Source organism: Actinacidiphila bryophytorum (assembly GCF_016916835.1).
GTDB lineage: Bacteria > Actinomycetota > Actinomycetes > Streptomycetales > Streptomycetaceae > Actinacidiphila > Actinacidiphila bryophytorum.
In genome coordinates this window covers 264,155-279,181 of record NZ_JAFFIX010000009.1, presented here as the reverse complement: position 1 = coordinate 279,181, position 15,027 = coordinate 264,155, and the positions used below count along the sequence as shown (strand labels likewise).

The window sequence follows — 15,027 nt, the reverse complement described above, 5'->3', positions numbered from 1 at the left end:
TTCTGCCTAGTAGGTGCCGTTCAGCTCCCACCAGTCGCCGCTCTGCTGCACGGGCGAGCGCAGCGGGGTCCGGCCCGAGCCGGTGCCGCGGTAGAGCAGCAGCCAGCCCTGGTAGCCCGCGTAACCGTCCATCACATAGCGGTTGTTGGTGACGCCGTTGAGGTCGTTGCGGCCGTCGCCGTCCGTGTCGCCCACGGAGATCAACGAGTCGAAGACGTTCCAGCCGCTGCTGACCAACTGGCGCGGGTAGAAGGTCGCGTGCCCCTTGCCGCCGAACAGCCACAGCTTGCCGCTGGTGTCGCGGGCGAAGAAGTCGGCGATCTTGTCGCCGTTCATGTCACCGGAGCCGGTGAGCGCCGTCATGACCTGCCAGCCGCTGCTGATGAGCTTGCGGGCGCCGAAGTTGCCGTGCCCGTTGCCGGGGTAGAGCCACAGCGTGCCGGCCTTGTCGGTGGCCAGCAGGTCGTTGTAGCCCTCACCTGTGAGGTCGCCGACCGCCGTGACCTTGGCCATCGTGTTCCAGCCCGCACCGACCAGGCGGCGCGTGTGGAAGACCGCGCTGCCCGTGACCGGGTAGAGCCACATCTTGCCCGCGGTGTCGGTGGCGATCAGGTCCTCGTGTCCGTCGCCGTCGAAGTCGCCGTGCCGCGTGATGGCGGTCATCGCGTTCCACCCGGCGCCCAGCAGCCGCCCGGCCCCCGTGCTCCCGGGCACGAACCACAGCCGCCCGGCCAGGTCCCTGGACAGGACGTCGGCGTAGCCGTCCCCGTCGAGGTCCCCGAAGGCCGCCTTGACGCCGCTCTTCTGCGAATACCAGGGGCCGTAGGGCGGTTCGACGCACTCGCGCTCGGTCTTGACGAACTTCAGCGAGCTGATGTCCGGGGTCCCGCCGGTCCAGCCGCCCTCCCCCGCAAGCTCCGGCCTCTCGAACGAATAGCCGTCGTCGTAGACGTAGTTGGCGTCGGTGTACGTGCACACCACGCTGGTCGTCTGGTTGGACACCGACACGATGCGGTTGTCCCAGGCCCCCAGCGTGGGCATGTTCTTGTTGGTCTTCATCATGCTGCCGGTGCCGTTTTCACCGGTCCACGCGCAGAAGTAGCCCCTCGGGCACGCGTAGAAGCCCGTGGCCGCGTGCGCGGGTACGGCTGCGCCCAGCGCCCCGAGCAACACCCCGGCCGCCGCGGCGGCGATACCTCTGACCGTACGACCCACCCTGCGCATCGGCGCTCTCCCCATCGTTCACGATCCCCCACCCCAGGAGACATGCGCTGGCAACCTACATCCCCGCAGGCGGGAACACGAGTCCGGCGACCACCGACTTCCCGCGGTAGGCCCGCGGCACCACACCCCAGGCGGCGGCGAGCGCATCCACCAGCACGAGCCCCCGCCCCGACTCGGCGTCGGGCGCCGGCCACCGCCCCACCGACGGCTTCCCGTCCCCCGGGTCGGACACGGCCAGCCAGTAGTGCCCGTCGGCGGGCCACACCACCAGCTCGACGAGGTCGTCGCCCCGGGTGCCGTGCCGTACGGCGTTGGTGACCAGCTCACTGGCGATCAGCCCCAGTTCGTCGTGCAGCTGCCGCGGCGCGACTCCGACGACAGCGTGCCGCGCCCGCCCGACGGAAGCGGGATGCGCGGGAAACCGCCAGACGGCGGGCAGTACGGGGATCTCGGGCATGGCGGAACTCCCTTACGAGGGTGCGGTGTTGTGGAGTGGCCGGTGGCATGCCGCCCTGGGCGCGAACGCGCCCGTCCCAGGGCGGACGGGCGCACCCGCGCGGTGCGCTTCCGGCGCCGCGGTGCGTAGTAACGCACGTACTACGGTAGAGCATTGGGAGTACGTGTGCCACCCGTTCTCTGACGGCCCGTTGGACCAGCTGCTCCCTGCACGGCAAACTGAGCCCCACGGAGGGAAGGACACGCATGCCGCCGAGAAGCAACCCGTCCGCACGTCAGCAGCGCCTGGGCGCGGAGCTGCGCAAGCTGCGGGAGGATGCCGGGCTGTCCACCGAGCAGGCAGCCGCCCTGCTGGACACCAACAGGACCGTCATCTCCAGCACCGAGGCCGGCCGCCACGGCATCAGCCCCGAGCGGGTACGGCGGATCGCCTTCGCCTACGAGTGCACCGACCAGGCGCTGATCGACGCGCTGGCCACGATGTGCGCCGAGCGCGTGCAGGGCTGGTGGGAGGACTACCGGGAAGTCCTGCCCTCGACCTTCCTCGACATCGCAGAACTGGAGTGGCACGCCCACGGGTTGCGGGTCAGCACGATGATCCACATGCCCGGCCAGTTCCAGACCGAGGCCTACGCCCGCGCCCTCTTCCGGGCAGCCATCCCGCCGCTGCCGGAGGCCGAGTTCGAGGCCAGGGTCGCCCACCGCGTCCAACGCCACCAGGCCATCGACCGCCCGGACGCACCGCCGTACGAACTCGTCGTCCACGAGGGCGCCCTACGGACCGAGGTCGGGGGTCGGACGGTGCTGCGGGACCAACTGACCCACCTCGTGGCCGCCGCAGAGCGCGACAACGTCACGATCCAGGCCATCCCGTTCTCGGCCGGCGCCTTCCCCGGCTCAGGCCAGTCCATCCTCTACGCCCGCGCCCGGGTCCCCCGCCTGGACACCGCACTCGCGGACCGCGTGACGGTCGGGGAATTCGTCCACGCCGAGGCGCACTTGTGCAAGTACCGGCTCCAACTCGACGAGATGCAGCGCATCGCCCTCCCGCCGGAAAAGACCCTCGACCTCATAAACGCGATCGCGTCCCAGCTCTAGGAGAGTCCACCGTGCCCGACATCACCTGGGAAGCCCCGTTCTGCCAGGACGCCAGCAACTGCTTCCGCATAGGAACCGACGCGGACGGCAACGCCTACATCGCCGTAGCCGGCGAGGAGTCCCACTACCTGACCGACTCCCGCGAAGCGCTCCGCGCCTTGATCACCGACATCAAGTCCGGCAAGGCCGACCACCTGCTCTAGCTCCTCCAACTCGCGGCCGGTCAGGCCCGCGGACGCTCCGACTCCCGCCGAGGGAAGGCAACATGACCGACGATCCGACCGCGGGCCTGCGGGCGAGGTTCGCCGCCACGATCGGCGGGGGGCGGCCGAGCCCCTGGCGGGATGCCTTCGCGGCGGTGCCGCGGCACCTCTTCGTACCGTCGTTCTTCCGCCAGGACGGCCGGGGGGAGTGGCGCCGCGTGACCGCGGTGGACGACGGTTACGCCGAGGCCGTCTACTCGGACACCGCCCTGACGACGCAACTGGACGCGGGCGGCATCCCCAGCTCCTCGTCCAGCGAGCCGAGCACGATGCTGGCCATGCTCGACGCACTCGGCGCCGAGAGCGGGCACGCCGTGTTCGAGCTGGGCACGGGGACCGGGTACAACGCCGCCCTGCTCGCCCACCGGCTCGGTGCGGAGAACGTGACGAGCGTCGACGTCGACCCCGGACTCGTGGACCTCGCCGTCCGCCGGCTCGGCGAGTACGGAACGCGGCCGTACGTGACGGCCGGGGACGGCGCCCTCGGCTGCCCCGAACGGGCGCCCTTCGACCGGATCATCGCCACGGCCGCCCTCCGGGAGATCCAGCCGGCCCTTCTGGAACAAGCCGCGGTAGGCGCGGTGATCGTCGCCCCGATCGGATTCGGCATCGTACGGGCCACCGTCTCCAAGCCGGGGCATGCCGAGGGCCGCTTCCTGCCGATCCCGGCGCTGTTCATGCCCCGCCGCACCCCGGGCAGCGACCCGGACTTCGAATCGCTGCGGCAGCAGGCGCCCGAGCGCACGACCGTCCCCGTGACCGACGTACTGGAGCGCCTGAAGTTCCCACTCTCCCTCGCCCTGCCCGGCTACAACTCCTGCTCATGGCAGGACGCCGCCGGAACGGTCACCGCAGTCGGCCTGTGGACCGACGACGGCTCCACAGCCCTGGCCGACACCACCGGCCAAGCCCGCCAGACCGGCCCCCACCGCCTGTGGGACACCGTCGAACACCTGGCGTCCGCCTTCCCCACCGGCAGCCCGCCCCGCGAGGCCTTCGGCATCACCGCCTCCCCCGCCGGCCGGCACATCTGGTACGGCGAGCCGGAAGGCCCGGGGTGGAAGGTGAGGGCCGACGCCCCCTGACGCGCTGGCTGAATCCGGTCGAGCCACGTCCGCACGCGATCCCTGGATGCCGCCGATCACGACCTGCCCGGCGAACAGCGTGACCTCAGTCATCCGGTTGGGAGGGGGACTTGGAGCGACGTCACTTCCTGGGCGCCGGCACCTCGTATGCCCTGGCCGCCCTCGCCCTCCCGGACCCGGATGCGATCACCCGTCGCAGCCGGGCCGCGGCCGAGGGGAGTGTGCGCGTCGGACGGGCGAGGTCCTCGCGACTCCGACAGCGCAGCCTCGATGCTGCGACTCGCCGAGACCGTCACCCACGAATCCCCGTGACCCCACCACCGCGGCACCCGCTGGTACCGGAAGGCGGACGCCCGGGGGGGGTGGGGGATTCCCGCGGGCCGGGGACGGGGGCCACCGGCTGCGGACGGCCGCACGGCAGGCGCTCTACTGACTCACCGGGCCGGGCGGCACTCTCCTAGGCCGAAGGGGAGTTGCGGGACCTTCGGGGGGCCGCGGAGCGCGGGGGCTGGGTTCGCATGTGGTCGCGGACGCGGGTCATGATGTCCGCGACGTGGTGCAGGTCGTCGTCCGTCAGGGGGTCGAACAGCAGGCGGCGGATGACCTGGACGTGGCCGGGCAGGACGCGTTCGACGAGGGCGCGGCCGTCGGCGGTGACGGCGACGAGGGTGACGCGGTCGTCCTCGGGGCTGGGGCCGCGGGTGACCAGGCCGGCCTTCTCCAGCAGGCCCGCCTGGTAGGTCAGGCCGCTGCGGCTGTAGACGACGCCGTCGGCCAGCTCGGTCATGGTCAGCGGGCCGTCGAGGTGGGCGAGGCGGGCCAGCAGCTGGAACTGGACGTAGCTGATACCGCCCTCGGCCCGCAGCTGCTGCTCCACCTGGTACTGCAGCAGGCTGACGGCTTCGGTGAGCACGAAGTAGGCGCCCAGCTCGGACGGGTCGAGTGGCGGGACGCCCTGCTCACCGGTGGTCATCCCCTCACGCTACCTGCTGCGAATTCACAGCAGTGTGCCGCGGGTCACCCGCACACCCACTTGCTTCGAACTCGAAGCGAGTTATCGCTGTCCATGTGCTTCAACTTCGAAGCACATGGACAGCGACATGGGGAGAGACCGTGAAGGCAATGCGCTACCACTCCTACGGCAGCAGCGACGTCCTCGTGTACGAGGAGGCGGACCGTCCGGGCGCAGGCCCCGGGCAGGTCGTCCTGAAGGTGGCCGGTACGGCCTTCAACCCGGTGGACGTCCCGATCCGCGGAGGCGTCCTGCCGGACGTCTTCCCGGTGCAGTTCCCGCACATCCCGAACTACGACGTGTCCGGTGTCGTCGCCGAGGTCGGCGAGGGGGTGAGCCGCTGGGCCGCAGGCGACGCGGTCGTCGCCTTCCTGCCGATGACCGCGCCCGGCGCGGCGGCCGAGTACGTCGCCGCGCCCGCCGAACTGCTGGCCGCGGCGCCCCGCACGGTCGACCTGGTCGACGCCGCCGCGCTGCCCTCGACCGGGCTGACGGCCTGGCAGGCGCTGTTCGAGCACGCCGACGTCAGGCCGGGCCAGAACATCCTGGTCAACGGCGCGGGAGGCTCGGTGGGCGGCTACGCCGTACAGCTCGCCGCCCGCTTCGGGGCCACCGTGACCGCGACCGCAGGCGGACGCAGCCGCGACCGCGTCCGCTCCTACGGCGCGGACCGGGTCGTCGACTACGGCACCGCCCCCGTCCTGGAAGCGCTGGCCGGGCAGCGGTTCGACGCGGTGCTGCACCTGGTGCTGAACCTCGCGCCGACCGCCGCGGAGGAGACCGCCCACCTGGTCGACGGCCTGGTCGCCGACGGCGGTGTCTTCGTCAGCACCACCACTGAGCCGCCGCAGGACCCCGGGCGCGGCGTGCGGACGGCCCGGATGGACGTCCGCAGCGACGCCGGCCAGCTCGCGGGTCTTGTGAGCCGGGTCGACGCCGGGGACCTGCGGATCCACGTGGCCGAGCGCCGGCCGCTGACCGACCTGCCCGCCGTCCACGACCTGGCCCTGGCCGGAGGGCTGGCGGGCAGGACGGTCCTGACCCCCTGACCGGGGTGAACGGGCTCAGCGGCCGTAGGGCGAGTCCGCCGGGATCCTGCCGAGGCGGCCGGCCTGGAAGTCGTCGAAGGCCTGGGCCAGCTCGGCGTGGGTGTTCATCACGAACGGGCCGTACTGCATCATCGGCTCACGGATGGGCAGGCCGCCGAGCAGGACGAACTCGAAGTTCGCCGAGCGGGAGTCCTGCGTGTCCGCGGCCCGGACGGTGAGGGTGTCCCCGGGGCCGAAGACGACGGCCTGGCCCATGGCGAAGGGGCGGGACTGGGGGCCGGCGAAACCGGTGCCGGCCAGGCCGTAGGCGAGGGCGTTGAAGTCCGCGCGCCAGGGGAGCGTGACGGAGGCGCCCGCGTTGAGGGACACGTGGGTCATGGTGATCGGCGTGTGCGTGGAGCCGGGTCCCGTGTGGCCGCCGATGTCGCCGGCGATGAGCCGGATGAGGGCGCCGCCGTCCGCCGAGGTGAGCAGCTTCAGGCCGCCGGCTCGGATGTCCTGGTACTTGGGCGGCATCATCTTGTCGGCCTTGGGGAGGTTGACCCACAGCTGGAGGCCGTGGAAGAGGCCGCCGCTGAGGACCAGCGACTCCGGAGGGGTCTCGATGTGCAGCAGTCCGGACCCGGCGGTCATCCACTGCGTGTCGCCGTTGGTGATGGTGCCGCCGCCGCCGTGCGAGTCCTGGTGGATGAAGGTGCCGTCCATGATGTACGTGACGGTCTCGAAGCCGCGGTGCGGGTGCCAGGGGGTGCCCTTGGGCTCGCCGGCCGCGTAGTCCACCTCGCCCATCTGGTCCATCATGATGAACGGGTCGAGGTGGCGGTAGTCGATGCCGGCGAAGGCGCGGCGGACCGGGAAGCCCTCCCCTTCGAGGCCGCTGGGCGCGGTGCTGACGGCGAGGGCCTGGCGCGGCTTGCCGTCGGCGGGCGCGGTGACGCGGGGCAGGGTCAACGGGTTCTCGACGGTCACGGCGGGCATGGGGTGCCTCCTTGGGGGGATGTTCGTCCAATGTAGTTGAAGACTGAACATCTAGCAACGCGTGACCATTCCCTCACCCGGTGACGGGCGGACAGAGGGACCCGAAAGAGACCGAAAGTCTCAGCCGTACATCCGGCGCATCGTGAAGTCGACCATCTGCTCGACGGCCTTCGCGTCGAAGACCATCCGGTGCTGCCCGTCGATGTCGAGGACGAAGCCGTAGCCGGTCGGCAGCAGGTCGAGCACCTCGGCGCCGGTGATCACGAAGTACTTGGACTCCTTGCCCGCGTAGCGCCGCAGCTCCTTGAGCGAGCTGAACATCGGGATCACCGGCTGCTGCGTGTCGTGCAGCGCCAGGAAGCCGGGGTTCTCGCCGCGCGGGCAGTAGACCTTGGACGTGGCGAAGATCGCCTGGAAGTCCTCGGCGGACAGCGAGCCCGTGGTGAAGGCGCGTACGGCGTCGGCGAGCGACGGCGGCGAGGGCTCGGGGTAGCCGGACATGGGCGCGGCCCCGCCGGGGACCGGGCCTTGGCCGGGATTCACGCTCTGGTCGTAGCCGTACACGCGCCCTAGCGTAACGGTGACGCCCGCACCCCCAACGGGGATCGGCCACGAAGGATGCGGCACGGGGCGAGGAACCGGTCACATCCACCCGTCGGGGGTTGCTTCTTATTACTGACGGGTAGCATCATGTGGATACCTTCTTGATGACCAGCAGCAGCGATACGGAGCCGTCGCCATGGGCCACTACAAGTCGAACCTCCGCGACATCGAGTTCAACCTCTTCGAGGTGCTCGGCCGCGACCAGCTCTACGGCACGGGTCCGTTCGCCGACATGGACGCCGACACCGCACGGGACGTCCTGGCCGAGCTGACCCGGCTGGCCGAGAACGAGCTGGCCGAGTCGTTCGCCGACACCGACCGCAACCCGCCGGTCTTCGACCCCGACACCAACACCGCGCCGGTCCCCGACACGTTCAAGAAGAGCTACGCGGCCTTCATGGACGCCGAGTACTGGCGGCTGGGCCTGCCCGAGGAGATCGGCGGCACCACCGCGCCCCGCTCCCTGATCTGGTCGTACGCCGAACTGGTGCTCGGCTCGAACCCGGCGATATGGATGTACTCCTCGGGTCCCGCCTTCGCCGGGATCCTCTACGACGAGGGCACCGAGCAGCAGAAGAAGATCGCCGCACTCGCGGTCGAGAAGCAGTGGGGCTCCACCATGGTCCTCACCGAGCCGGACGCGGGCTCCGACGTCGGCGCGGGGCGCACCAAGGCGGTGCGGCAGGACGACGGCAGCTGGCACATCGAGGGCGTCAAGCGCTTCATCACCTCGGGCGAGCACGACATGTCCGAGAACATCATCCACTACGTGCTGGCCCGCCCCGAGGGCGCGGGCCCCGGCACCAAGGGCCTGTCGCTGTTCATGGTGCCGAAGTACGAGTTCGACCCGGAGACCGGCGAGCTGGGCGCGCGCAACGGCGTCTACGCGACCAACGTCGAGCACAAGATGGGCCTGAAGGCGTCCAACACCTGCGAGATGACCTTCGGCGACAAGCACCCCGCCAAGGGCTGGCTGATCGGCGACCGGCACGACGGCATCCGGCAGATGTTCCGGATCATCGAGTTCGCCCGCATGATGGTCGGCACGAAGGCCATCGCGACGCTGTCCACCGGCTACCTGAACGCGCTGGAGTACGCCAAGGAGCGCGTCCAGGGACCCGACCTCGCGCAGTTCATGGACAAGGCCGCGCCCAAGGTCACCATCACCCACCACCCCGACGTGCGGCGCTCGCTGATGACGCAGAAGGCGTACGCCGAGGGCATGCGCGCCCTGGTGCTCTACACCGCCTCCGTCCAGGACGCCATCCAGGTCGCCGAGGCCACCGGGGCCGACGCCAGGCACCTGCACGGGCTCAACGACCTGCTGCTGCCGATCGTGAAGGGCTACGGCTCGGAGAAGTCCTACGAGCAGCTCGCCCAGTCGCTGCAGACCTACGGCGGCTCGGGCTACCTGCAGGAGTACCCGGTCGAGCAGTACATCAGGGACGCCAAGATCGACACCCTCTACGAGGGCACCACCGCGATCCAGGGCCAGGACTACTTCTTCCGGAAGATCGTCCGCGACCAGGGGCAGGCGCTGACCGCGCTGAGCGAGGAGATCAAGAAGTTCCTGGCCGAGGCCACCGGCGGCGCCGAGCTGGCCGACGCGCGCGACCAGCTCGCCAAGGCCGCCGCCGACCTGGAGGCCATCGTCGGCACCATGCTGACCGACCTGGCCGCCACCGAGCAGGACGTCCGCTCGATCTACAAGGTCGGCCTGAACACCACCCGGCTGCTGCTCGCCTCCGGCGACGTCGTCGTGGCGTACCTGCTGCTCAAGGGCGCGGGCGTGGCCCTGGACAAGCTGCCGTCCGCGTCGCAGAAGGACACCGCCTTCTACACCGGCAAGGTCGCCGCGGCGAAGTTCTTCGCGACGAACATCCTGCCGGGTGTCGGGGTGCAGCGCGCGATGGCCGAGGCCGTCACGCTCGACGTGATGGACGTGCCGGAAGAGGCCTTCTGACCCGGCCTGCCGACCGCAGCTCCGCCGGGGCCGCCACCCCATCGGTGGCGCCCCCGGCGTTCGCCGTGCCCGGCCTCCGCCGCCCCCGGCCTTTGCGGTGCCCCGGCCTTTTGCGGTGCGGACCGCTTCTATGCTGGCCGGTATGAGCCCGTCACCGCGCACCTTCGACCGCACCCACACCGACGACCTCGCCGCCTTCGTGCAGGCCGGGCCGTCCCCCTACCACGTGGTCGCGGCCGTCGCGGCCCGGCTGGAGGCGGCCGGATTCCGCCGCCTCGCCGAGACCGACGCCTGGGACGACGCACCGGGCGGGAAGTACGTGCTGCGCGGCGGCGCGGTCATCGCCTGGTACGTGCCGGCCGGCGCGCGCCCCGAGACGCCCTTCCGGGTGGTCGGCGCCCACACCGACTCCCCCAACCTGCGGGTCAAGCCGCGCCCGGACATGGGCACCGCGGGCTGGCGCCAGGTCGCCGTCGAGATCTACGGCGGCCCGCTGCTCAACAGCTGGCTGGACCGCGACCTGGGCGTGGCGGGCCGGCTGGCGCTGCGCGACGGCTCCACCACGCTGGTCGACGTGCACCGCCCGCTGCTGCGGGTCGCCCAGCTCGCCGTCCACCTCGACCGGGGCGTCAACGACGGGCTCACCCTGGACCGCCAGCGCCACCTGCAGCCGCTGTGGGGCCTGGGCGAGGCGCACGACGGCGACCTGGTCGGCTTCCTCGCCGGCGAGGCAGGCGTCGACCCCGACGACGTCACCGGCTGGGACCTGATGGCGCACGACGTGCAGCCGCCGGCGTATCTGGGCAGGGACGGCGAACTCCTCGCCTCGCCGCGGCTGGACAACCTGCTGTCCGTGCACGCCTGCACCGCCGCACTGATCGCCGCAGCAGCTTCCGGCGATGAGCTGGAGGCCATCCCCGTGCTCGCCGCCTTCGACCACGAGGAGAACGGCAGCCAGTCCGACACCGGCGCGCAGGGGCCGCTGCTGGGCAACGTCCTGGAGCGCTCGGTGCACTCCCGCGGGGGCGGCTACGAGGAGCGGCTGCGCGCCCTGGCCGGCACCGTCTGCGTCTCCTCCGACGTCGGCCACGCCGTGCACCCCAACTACACCGAGAAGCACGACCCGACGCACCACCCGCGGGCCAACGGCGGCCCGATCCTGAAGACCAACGTCAACCAGCGCTACGCCACCGACGGCAGGGGCCGGGCGGTCTTCGCCGCGGCCTGCGAGGCGGCGGGCGTGCCCTTCCAGCACTTCGTGTCCAACAACGCGATGCCCTGCGGTACGACGATCGGCCCGATCACCTCGGCGCGGCACGGCATCACGACCGTCGACGTCGGTGTGCCCATCCTGTCCATGCACTCGGCCCGCGAACTGTGCGGCGCCGACGACCCCGGCTACCTGGCGTCCGCCCTGAGCGCCTTCCTGACGGCGTAGGCTCCCGCCCGGTGCGGCGGCCGGCACCGGCCGCCGCCGTCGGGACCCCGGGGGTGGGACATGCTGAGCGAGACGCTGTTCAGGAGCGAGGACTTACCGCAGGCCGAGCGGTTCGGCGCATGGCAGGACCTGCTGAGCCGCACGCACGCGCCGATGCGGCTGACCAGCACGCACCAGGCGGACTTCCGCGCGCAGATGCGGCTGATCAGCCTCGGCGAGGTGACGCTGTGGCCTGCCGTCTTCCCGCAGCTGGTCTTCCTGCGCACCCCGAAGATGATCCGGCAGTCCGACCCCGAGCACGGCCACCTCTCGCTGGTGCTCAACGGCAACGCGGTCGCGACCTGGGGCAGGACGCAGGCGCACTACAGCGACTACGACTTCCACACCAACGACACCTCGCGGCCATATGAGATCGTCACCGCGGAGGGGCCGATCTCCATGATCGGCATCGAGGTGCCCAGGGCGCAGCTCAGCCTGCCCTGGCGCAAGGTCCAGCAGGCCGTCGGGCAGTGCATGTCGGGGCGCGAGGGGGTCGGGGCGCTGCTCGCACAGTTCGTCACCCGGGTCACGGCCGACGGCTCCCCGTACGGCCCCGCCGACGCCGCCCGCCTCGGCGGGGTCCTCAGCGACCTGGTCAGCACGCTCTTCGCGAGCGTCACCGACGCCGACTCGGCCCTTCCCCCCGAGACCAGGACCAGGACGCTGGTGCTGCACGTGAAGGCCTTCATCCGGCGCAATCTGCACGACCCGGAGCTGACCCCGGCGAGCGTCGCCGCCGCGCACTACATCTCCAGCAGCCACCTGCACCGGCTCTTCCGCACCGAGGGGACCACGGTGGCCTCCTACATCCGCGACCACCGGCTGCAGGGCGCCCGCCGCGACCTCGCCGACCCGGCGCTGGCGGCCACCCCGGTGCACGTGATCGCCTTCCGCTGGGGCTTCAAGGACCACGCCACCTTCACCCGCGCCTTCCGCGCCGCCTACGGCAGCACACCCACCGACTGCCGCCACGGGGCCGATGTTTCGACCGGCGGCGCGGGGTAGGCGGTCCGTGAGGACCACTCAACTCCACCTCTGGAGGCGGACATCGTGGGTATCGGAGGGTGCATCATCCTGATCGCCGTCGGCGCGGTCATCACCTTCGCGACGGACTGGCACGCCAAGGGCGTCAACATGGACCTGCTCGGCCTGATCATGATGGCCGTGGGCGTGATCGGCATGGCCGCCTACGTCAGCATCTTCAAGCGCCGCCGGATCCCCCCGACCGCGGACGGCGACGTGCCGCCGGTGGTCGAGGAGCGCTACTACACCGACCGGCGGCTGTGAGCCCGCCGTACCGGTCGCACTAGTCGGACTGCGGGGTGTCCATCCCCGCCAGCACCAGGGCGAGCCGGGTGTCCCCGGTGTCGGTCAGCCGCACCGGGACACCCCAGTCCTGCTGGTGCACATGGCACGCCGGGTACTCGTTGGCCGGGTCGTCGTCGCAGGACGCCGCCATCGCCGAGACGTGCAGCACGCCCTCGGACACCGACGGGTCGAGCACCAGGTCGCGGAAGAGGTCGGTGCCCTTGCCGCCGCCCTCCGCGAGCAGCTCGGGCGGGGTCGCGGAGACCAGCAACCGGGTCGAGGGGCCGTAGCGCTCGTCCAGCTTCTGCCCCGACGGCGCGGAGAAGACCACGTCGAGCCGGAAGGCGCCGGCCGCGACATCGGTGGCGGCCCGCTGCGTGCGGTGGGCGACGGCCTCGACCCGTACCGCCTCCTCCGGCAGGTGCATACGGGTCAGCCGGTGCCGGGCCGACTCCACCACGACGATGTCGCCCTCGACCACGGCCGCGTCCGACGGCTCGCGCAGGTCGGTGGCCAGCGTGCTGACCTCGCCGGTCACCGCGTCGTAGCGGCGCAGCGCGTTGTTGTACGTGTCGCTGACCGCGACCGAGCCGTCGGGCAGCCCGGTGACGCCCAGCGGGTGCTGGAGCAGGGCCTGGCCGGCCGGACCGTCGCGGTGGCCGAAGTCGAACAGGCCCGTGCCGACCGCGGTGCGCACCACGTAGCCGTCGCCGTCGGTGGCCCGCTCGACCCAGCGCAGCGCCGAGGTCTCGGAGTCCGCGACCCACATGCGCTCGCCCGCCGCCGCGAGCCCCGAGGGCTGCGCGAACCACGCGTCCGCAGCCCGGCCGTCGACCAGGCCCTCGTTGGTGGTGCCCGCCGCGGCCTGCACCGTCTCCGCCGCCGGGTCGTACGTCCACAGCTGGTGCACACCGGCCATCGCGATCCACACCCGGTCCTCGAACCAGGCCACGTCCCACGGCGAGGACATGTCGACCTCGCGCGCGGCGCCGCTGGTGGGCGAGCCCTGCCACCACTGCCGGCCGGTGCCGGCCACCGTCGTGACCCGGCCGCTGTCCAGGTCCAGGCGGCGCAGCGCGTGGTTGACGGTGTCCGCGACGATCACGCTGCCGTCCGGCACCAGCGCCAGGCCCTGCGGCTCGCTGAACCGCGCGCTGTCCGCGTCGCCGTCCACGAAGCCGCGCTCGCCGGTGCCGATCCTGCGGACCACCGTCTCGCCGTCGGCGGCCAGCTCCACCAGGGCGTGCCGCGTCGAGTCCGACACCAGGTAGTGGCCCGAGCCCGGCAGCGCCAGCACCTTGCCGGGGAAGCGCAGGTCGGTCGCGACCGGCTCCGGCGCTACGTACACGCCGTCGCCGCGCCGCAGCGTGCCCTTCGCGCCGTGCTCGACCTCCAGCTCCGCCACCAGCTGCTCCAGGGCGTGCGCATGCCCCTCGCCCGCGTGCTGCGCGACCACGTAGCCCTCGGGGTCGATCACCACCAGCGTCGGCCAGGCGCGGACCGCGTACTGCCGCCAGGTGGCCAGCTCGGGGTCGTCCAGCACCGGGTGGTGCACCCCGTAGCGCTCGACGGCGTCCACCACCGCCTGGTGCTCCGCCTCGTGCACGAACTTCGGAGAGTGAACGCCGACGATCACCACCGTGTCACGGTGGCGCTCCTCCAGCTCGCGCAGCTCGTCGAGGACATGCAGGCAGTTGACGCAGCAGAAGGTCCAGAAGTCCAGGATCACGATGGATCCGCGCAGGTCCGCGAGGGTGGGGGCGGCCTCGCCCGTATTCAGCCAGCCGCCCTTGCCGATCAGCTCGGGCGCCCGGACGCGTGCACGTGCAGTCATATCCCCATCCAACAGCATCACCGGGGGTACGCATTCCCCCATGAAATACGTGGTGCAGGAGAAAATGTTCGCCATCGGCGACGACTACTGGATCGAGGACGAGAAAGGACGGCGTGCCTTCTACGTCGACGGCAAGGTGCTCACGGTGCGGGAGACCCTGGAGATCCAGGACCCGTCAGGGGCGGTGCTCGCCGTCATCCACAAGAAGCTGATGTCGCTGCGGGACGCCATGACGATCGAGCGGGACGGCCAGGTCCTGGTCACCGTCCGCAAGAAGCGGCTCGCTCTGGTGCGCGAGGTCTACCGGGCGGAGCTGGCAAGCGGCGAGGAGCTGGAGATCCGCGGGGACCTGATCGGCAAGGAGTTCGACATCGAGTACGACGGCGAGCGCCTCGCCCGCGTCTCCCGGAAGTGGTTCACCCTGCGCGACGCCTATGCCGTCGACGTCGAGCGCCCTGACGCCGACGTCGCGCTCCTCATCGCGGTGGCGATCTGCACGGACCGCCTGTCGGCGAAGGACGAGTAGCCCCTCCGGGGTGCCCCTTCCCCCGGTCCCGGGACCTTCCCCCGTCCTATGGCTTGTCGCGCAGTTCCCCGCGCCCCTGGGGGGTGCCCTCTCGGGGGAGGGCGAGCGTTTTCAGGGGCGCGGGGAACTGCGCGCCCAATCACCCACCCAC

Annotated in this window: 15 protein-coding genes; 9 read left to right on the top strand and 6 right to left on the bottom strand. The window is 71.4% G+C overall.

Annotated elements, in window-relative coordinates; translation table 11 throughout:
• Nucleotides 1-6 precede the first annotated feature (6 nt).
• Together JT723_RS16425 and JT723_RS16420 are read right to left on the bottom strand one after the other, a co-directional pair.
• Nucleotides 7-1,224 carry an FG-GAP-like repeat-containing protein gene (locus tag JT723_RS16425; protein WP_205045359.1) on the bottom strand — a complete coding sequence of 406 codons (1,218 nt, stop codon included), beginning with the start codon at nucleotides 1,222-1,224 and terminating at the stop codon, nucleotides 7-9.
• A 55-nt stretch (nucleotides 1,225-1,279) separates the two neighbouring features.
• Nucleotides 1,280-1,681, bottom strand: a complete 402-nt coding sequence (locus JT723_RS16420) for an ATP-binding protein (RefSeq protein WP_205045358.1) — start codon at nucleotides 1,679-1,681, stop codon at nucleotides 1,280-1,282.
• A 245-nt stretch (nucleotides 1,682-1,926) separates the two neighbouring features.
• On the opposite strand from JT723_RS16420, the gene JT723_RS16415 reads away from it, so the two are divergent.
• The 3 genes from JT723_RS16415 (at nucleotide 1,927) to JT723_RS16405 (ending at nucleotide 4,126) form a co-directional block, all read left to right on the top strand.
• On the top strand, nucleotides 1,927-2,778 hold the full coding sequence (locus JT723_RS16415) for a helix-turn-helix domain-containing protein (RefSeq protein ID WP_205045357.1): 852 nt from the start codon (nucleotides 1,927-1,929) through the stop codon (nucleotides 2,776-2,778).
• Between the two features lie 11 nt (nucleotides 2,779-2,789).
• Nucleotides 2,790-2,981: a hypothetical protein gene (locus JT723_RS16410; protein ID WP_205045356.1), complete on the top strand. Its 192-nt coding sequence runs from the start codon at nucleotides 2,790-2,792 to the stop codon at nucleotides 2,979-2,981.
• A 62-nt stretch (nucleotides 2,982-3,043) separates the two neighbouring features.
• Nucleotides 3,044-4,126: a methyltransferase domain-containing protein gene (locus JT723_RS16405; RefSeq protein ID WP_205045355.1), complete on the top strand. Its 1,083-nt coding sequence runs from the start codon at nucleotides 3,044-3,046 to the stop codon at nucleotides 4,124-4,126.
• A gap of 457 nt (nucleotides 4,127-4,583) precedes the next feature.
• Here JT723_RS16405 and JT723_RS16400 read toward each other — a convergent pair whose 3' ends face one another.
• The gene (locus tag JT723_RS16400; RefSeq protein ID WP_205045354.1) at nucleotides 4,584-5,099 is read right to left on the bottom strand and encodes a MarR family winged helix-turn-helix transcriptional regulator; all 516 of its coding nucleotides are present in this window, start codon (nucleotides 5,097-5,099) and stop codon (nucleotides 4,584-4,586) included.
• A gap of 149 nt (nucleotides 5,100-5,248) precedes the next feature.
• Between JT723_RS16400 and JT723_RS16395 the strand changes: the two genes are divergently transcribed.
• The gene (locus tag JT723_RS16395; RefSeq protein WP_240165733.1) at nucleotides 5,249-6,187 is read left to right on the top strand and encodes an NADP-dependent oxidoreductase; all 939 of its coding nucleotides are present in this window, start codon (nucleotides 5,249-5,251) and stop codon (nucleotides 6,185-6,187) included.
• A 15-nt stretch (nucleotides 6,188-6,202) separates the two neighbouring features.
• Here JT723_RS16395 and JT723_RS16390 read toward each other — a convergent pair whose 3' ends face one another.
• Nucleotides 6,203-7,165: a pirin family protein gene (locus JT723_RS16390; RefSeq protein ID WP_205045352.1), complete on the bottom strand. Its 963-nt coding sequence runs from the start codon at nucleotides 7,163-7,165 to the stop codon at nucleotides 6,203-6,205.
• A 120-nt stretch (nucleotides 7,166-7,285) separates the two neighbouring features.
• Nucleotides 7,286-7,729, bottom strand: coding sequence for an SseB family protein (locus JT723_RS16385; protein ID WP_205045351.1), 444 nt, complete (start codon nucleotides 7,727-7,729; stop codon nucleotides 7,286-7,288).
• Between the two features lie 175 nt (nucleotides 7,730-7,904).
• Here JT723_RS16385 and JT723_RS16380 point away from each other — a divergent pair, with 175 nt between their 5' ends.
• The 4 genes from JT723_RS16380 (at nucleotide 7,905) to JT723_RS16365 (ending at nucleotide 12,495) form a co-directional block, all read left to right on the top strand.
• Nucleotides 7,905-9,731 (top strand): acyl-CoA dehydrogenase, encoded by a 1,827-nt coding sequence (locus JT723_RS16380; RefSeq protein ID WP_205045350.1) that lies wholly within the window; start codon nucleotides 7,905-7,907, stop codon nucleotides 9,729-9,731.
• Between the two features lie 142 nt (nucleotides 9,732-9,873).
• The gene (locus JT723_RS16375) at nucleotides 9,874-11,169 is read left to right on the top strand and encodes a M18 family aminopeptidase (RefSeq protein WP_205045349.1); all 1,296 of its coding nucleotides are present in this window, start codon (nucleotides 9,874-9,876) and stop codon (nucleotides 11,167-11,169) included.
• A 60-nt stretch (nucleotides 11,170-11,229) separates the two neighbouring features.
• Nucleotides 11,230-12,213, top strand: coding sequence for a helix-turn-helix domain-containing protein (locus JT723_RS16370; protein ID WP_205045348.1), 984 nt, complete (start codon nucleotides 11,230-11,232; stop codon nucleotides 12,211-12,213).
• A gap of 45 nt (nucleotides 12,214-12,258) precedes the next feature.
• Entirely contained in the window at nucleotides 12,259-12,495 is a 237-nt protein-coding gene (locus JT723_RS16365) for a hypothetical protein (RefSeq protein ID WP_205045347.1), read from the top strand.
• Between the two features lie 19 nt (nucleotides 12,496-12,514).
• Here the strand turns inward: JT723_RS16365 and JT723_RS16360 are convergent, their stop codons facing one another.
• Nucleotides 12,515-14,350 (bottom strand): NHL domain-containing thioredoxin family protein, encoded by a 1,836-nt coding sequence (locus JT723_RS16360; RefSeq protein WP_205045346.1) that lies wholly within the window; start codon nucleotides 14,348-14,350, stop codon nucleotides 12,515-12,517.
• 40 nt (nucleotides 14,351-14,390) lie between these two features.
• Here JT723_RS16360 and JT723_RS16355 point away from each other — a divergent pair, with 40 nt between their 5' ends.
• Nucleotides 14,391-14,876, top strand: coding sequence for an LURP-one-related/scramblase family protein (locus JT723_RS16355; protein ID WP_205045345.1), 486 nt, complete (start codon nucleotides 14,391-14,393; stop codon nucleotides 14,874-14,876).
• Nucleotides 14,877-15,027 lie beyond the last annotated feature (151 nt).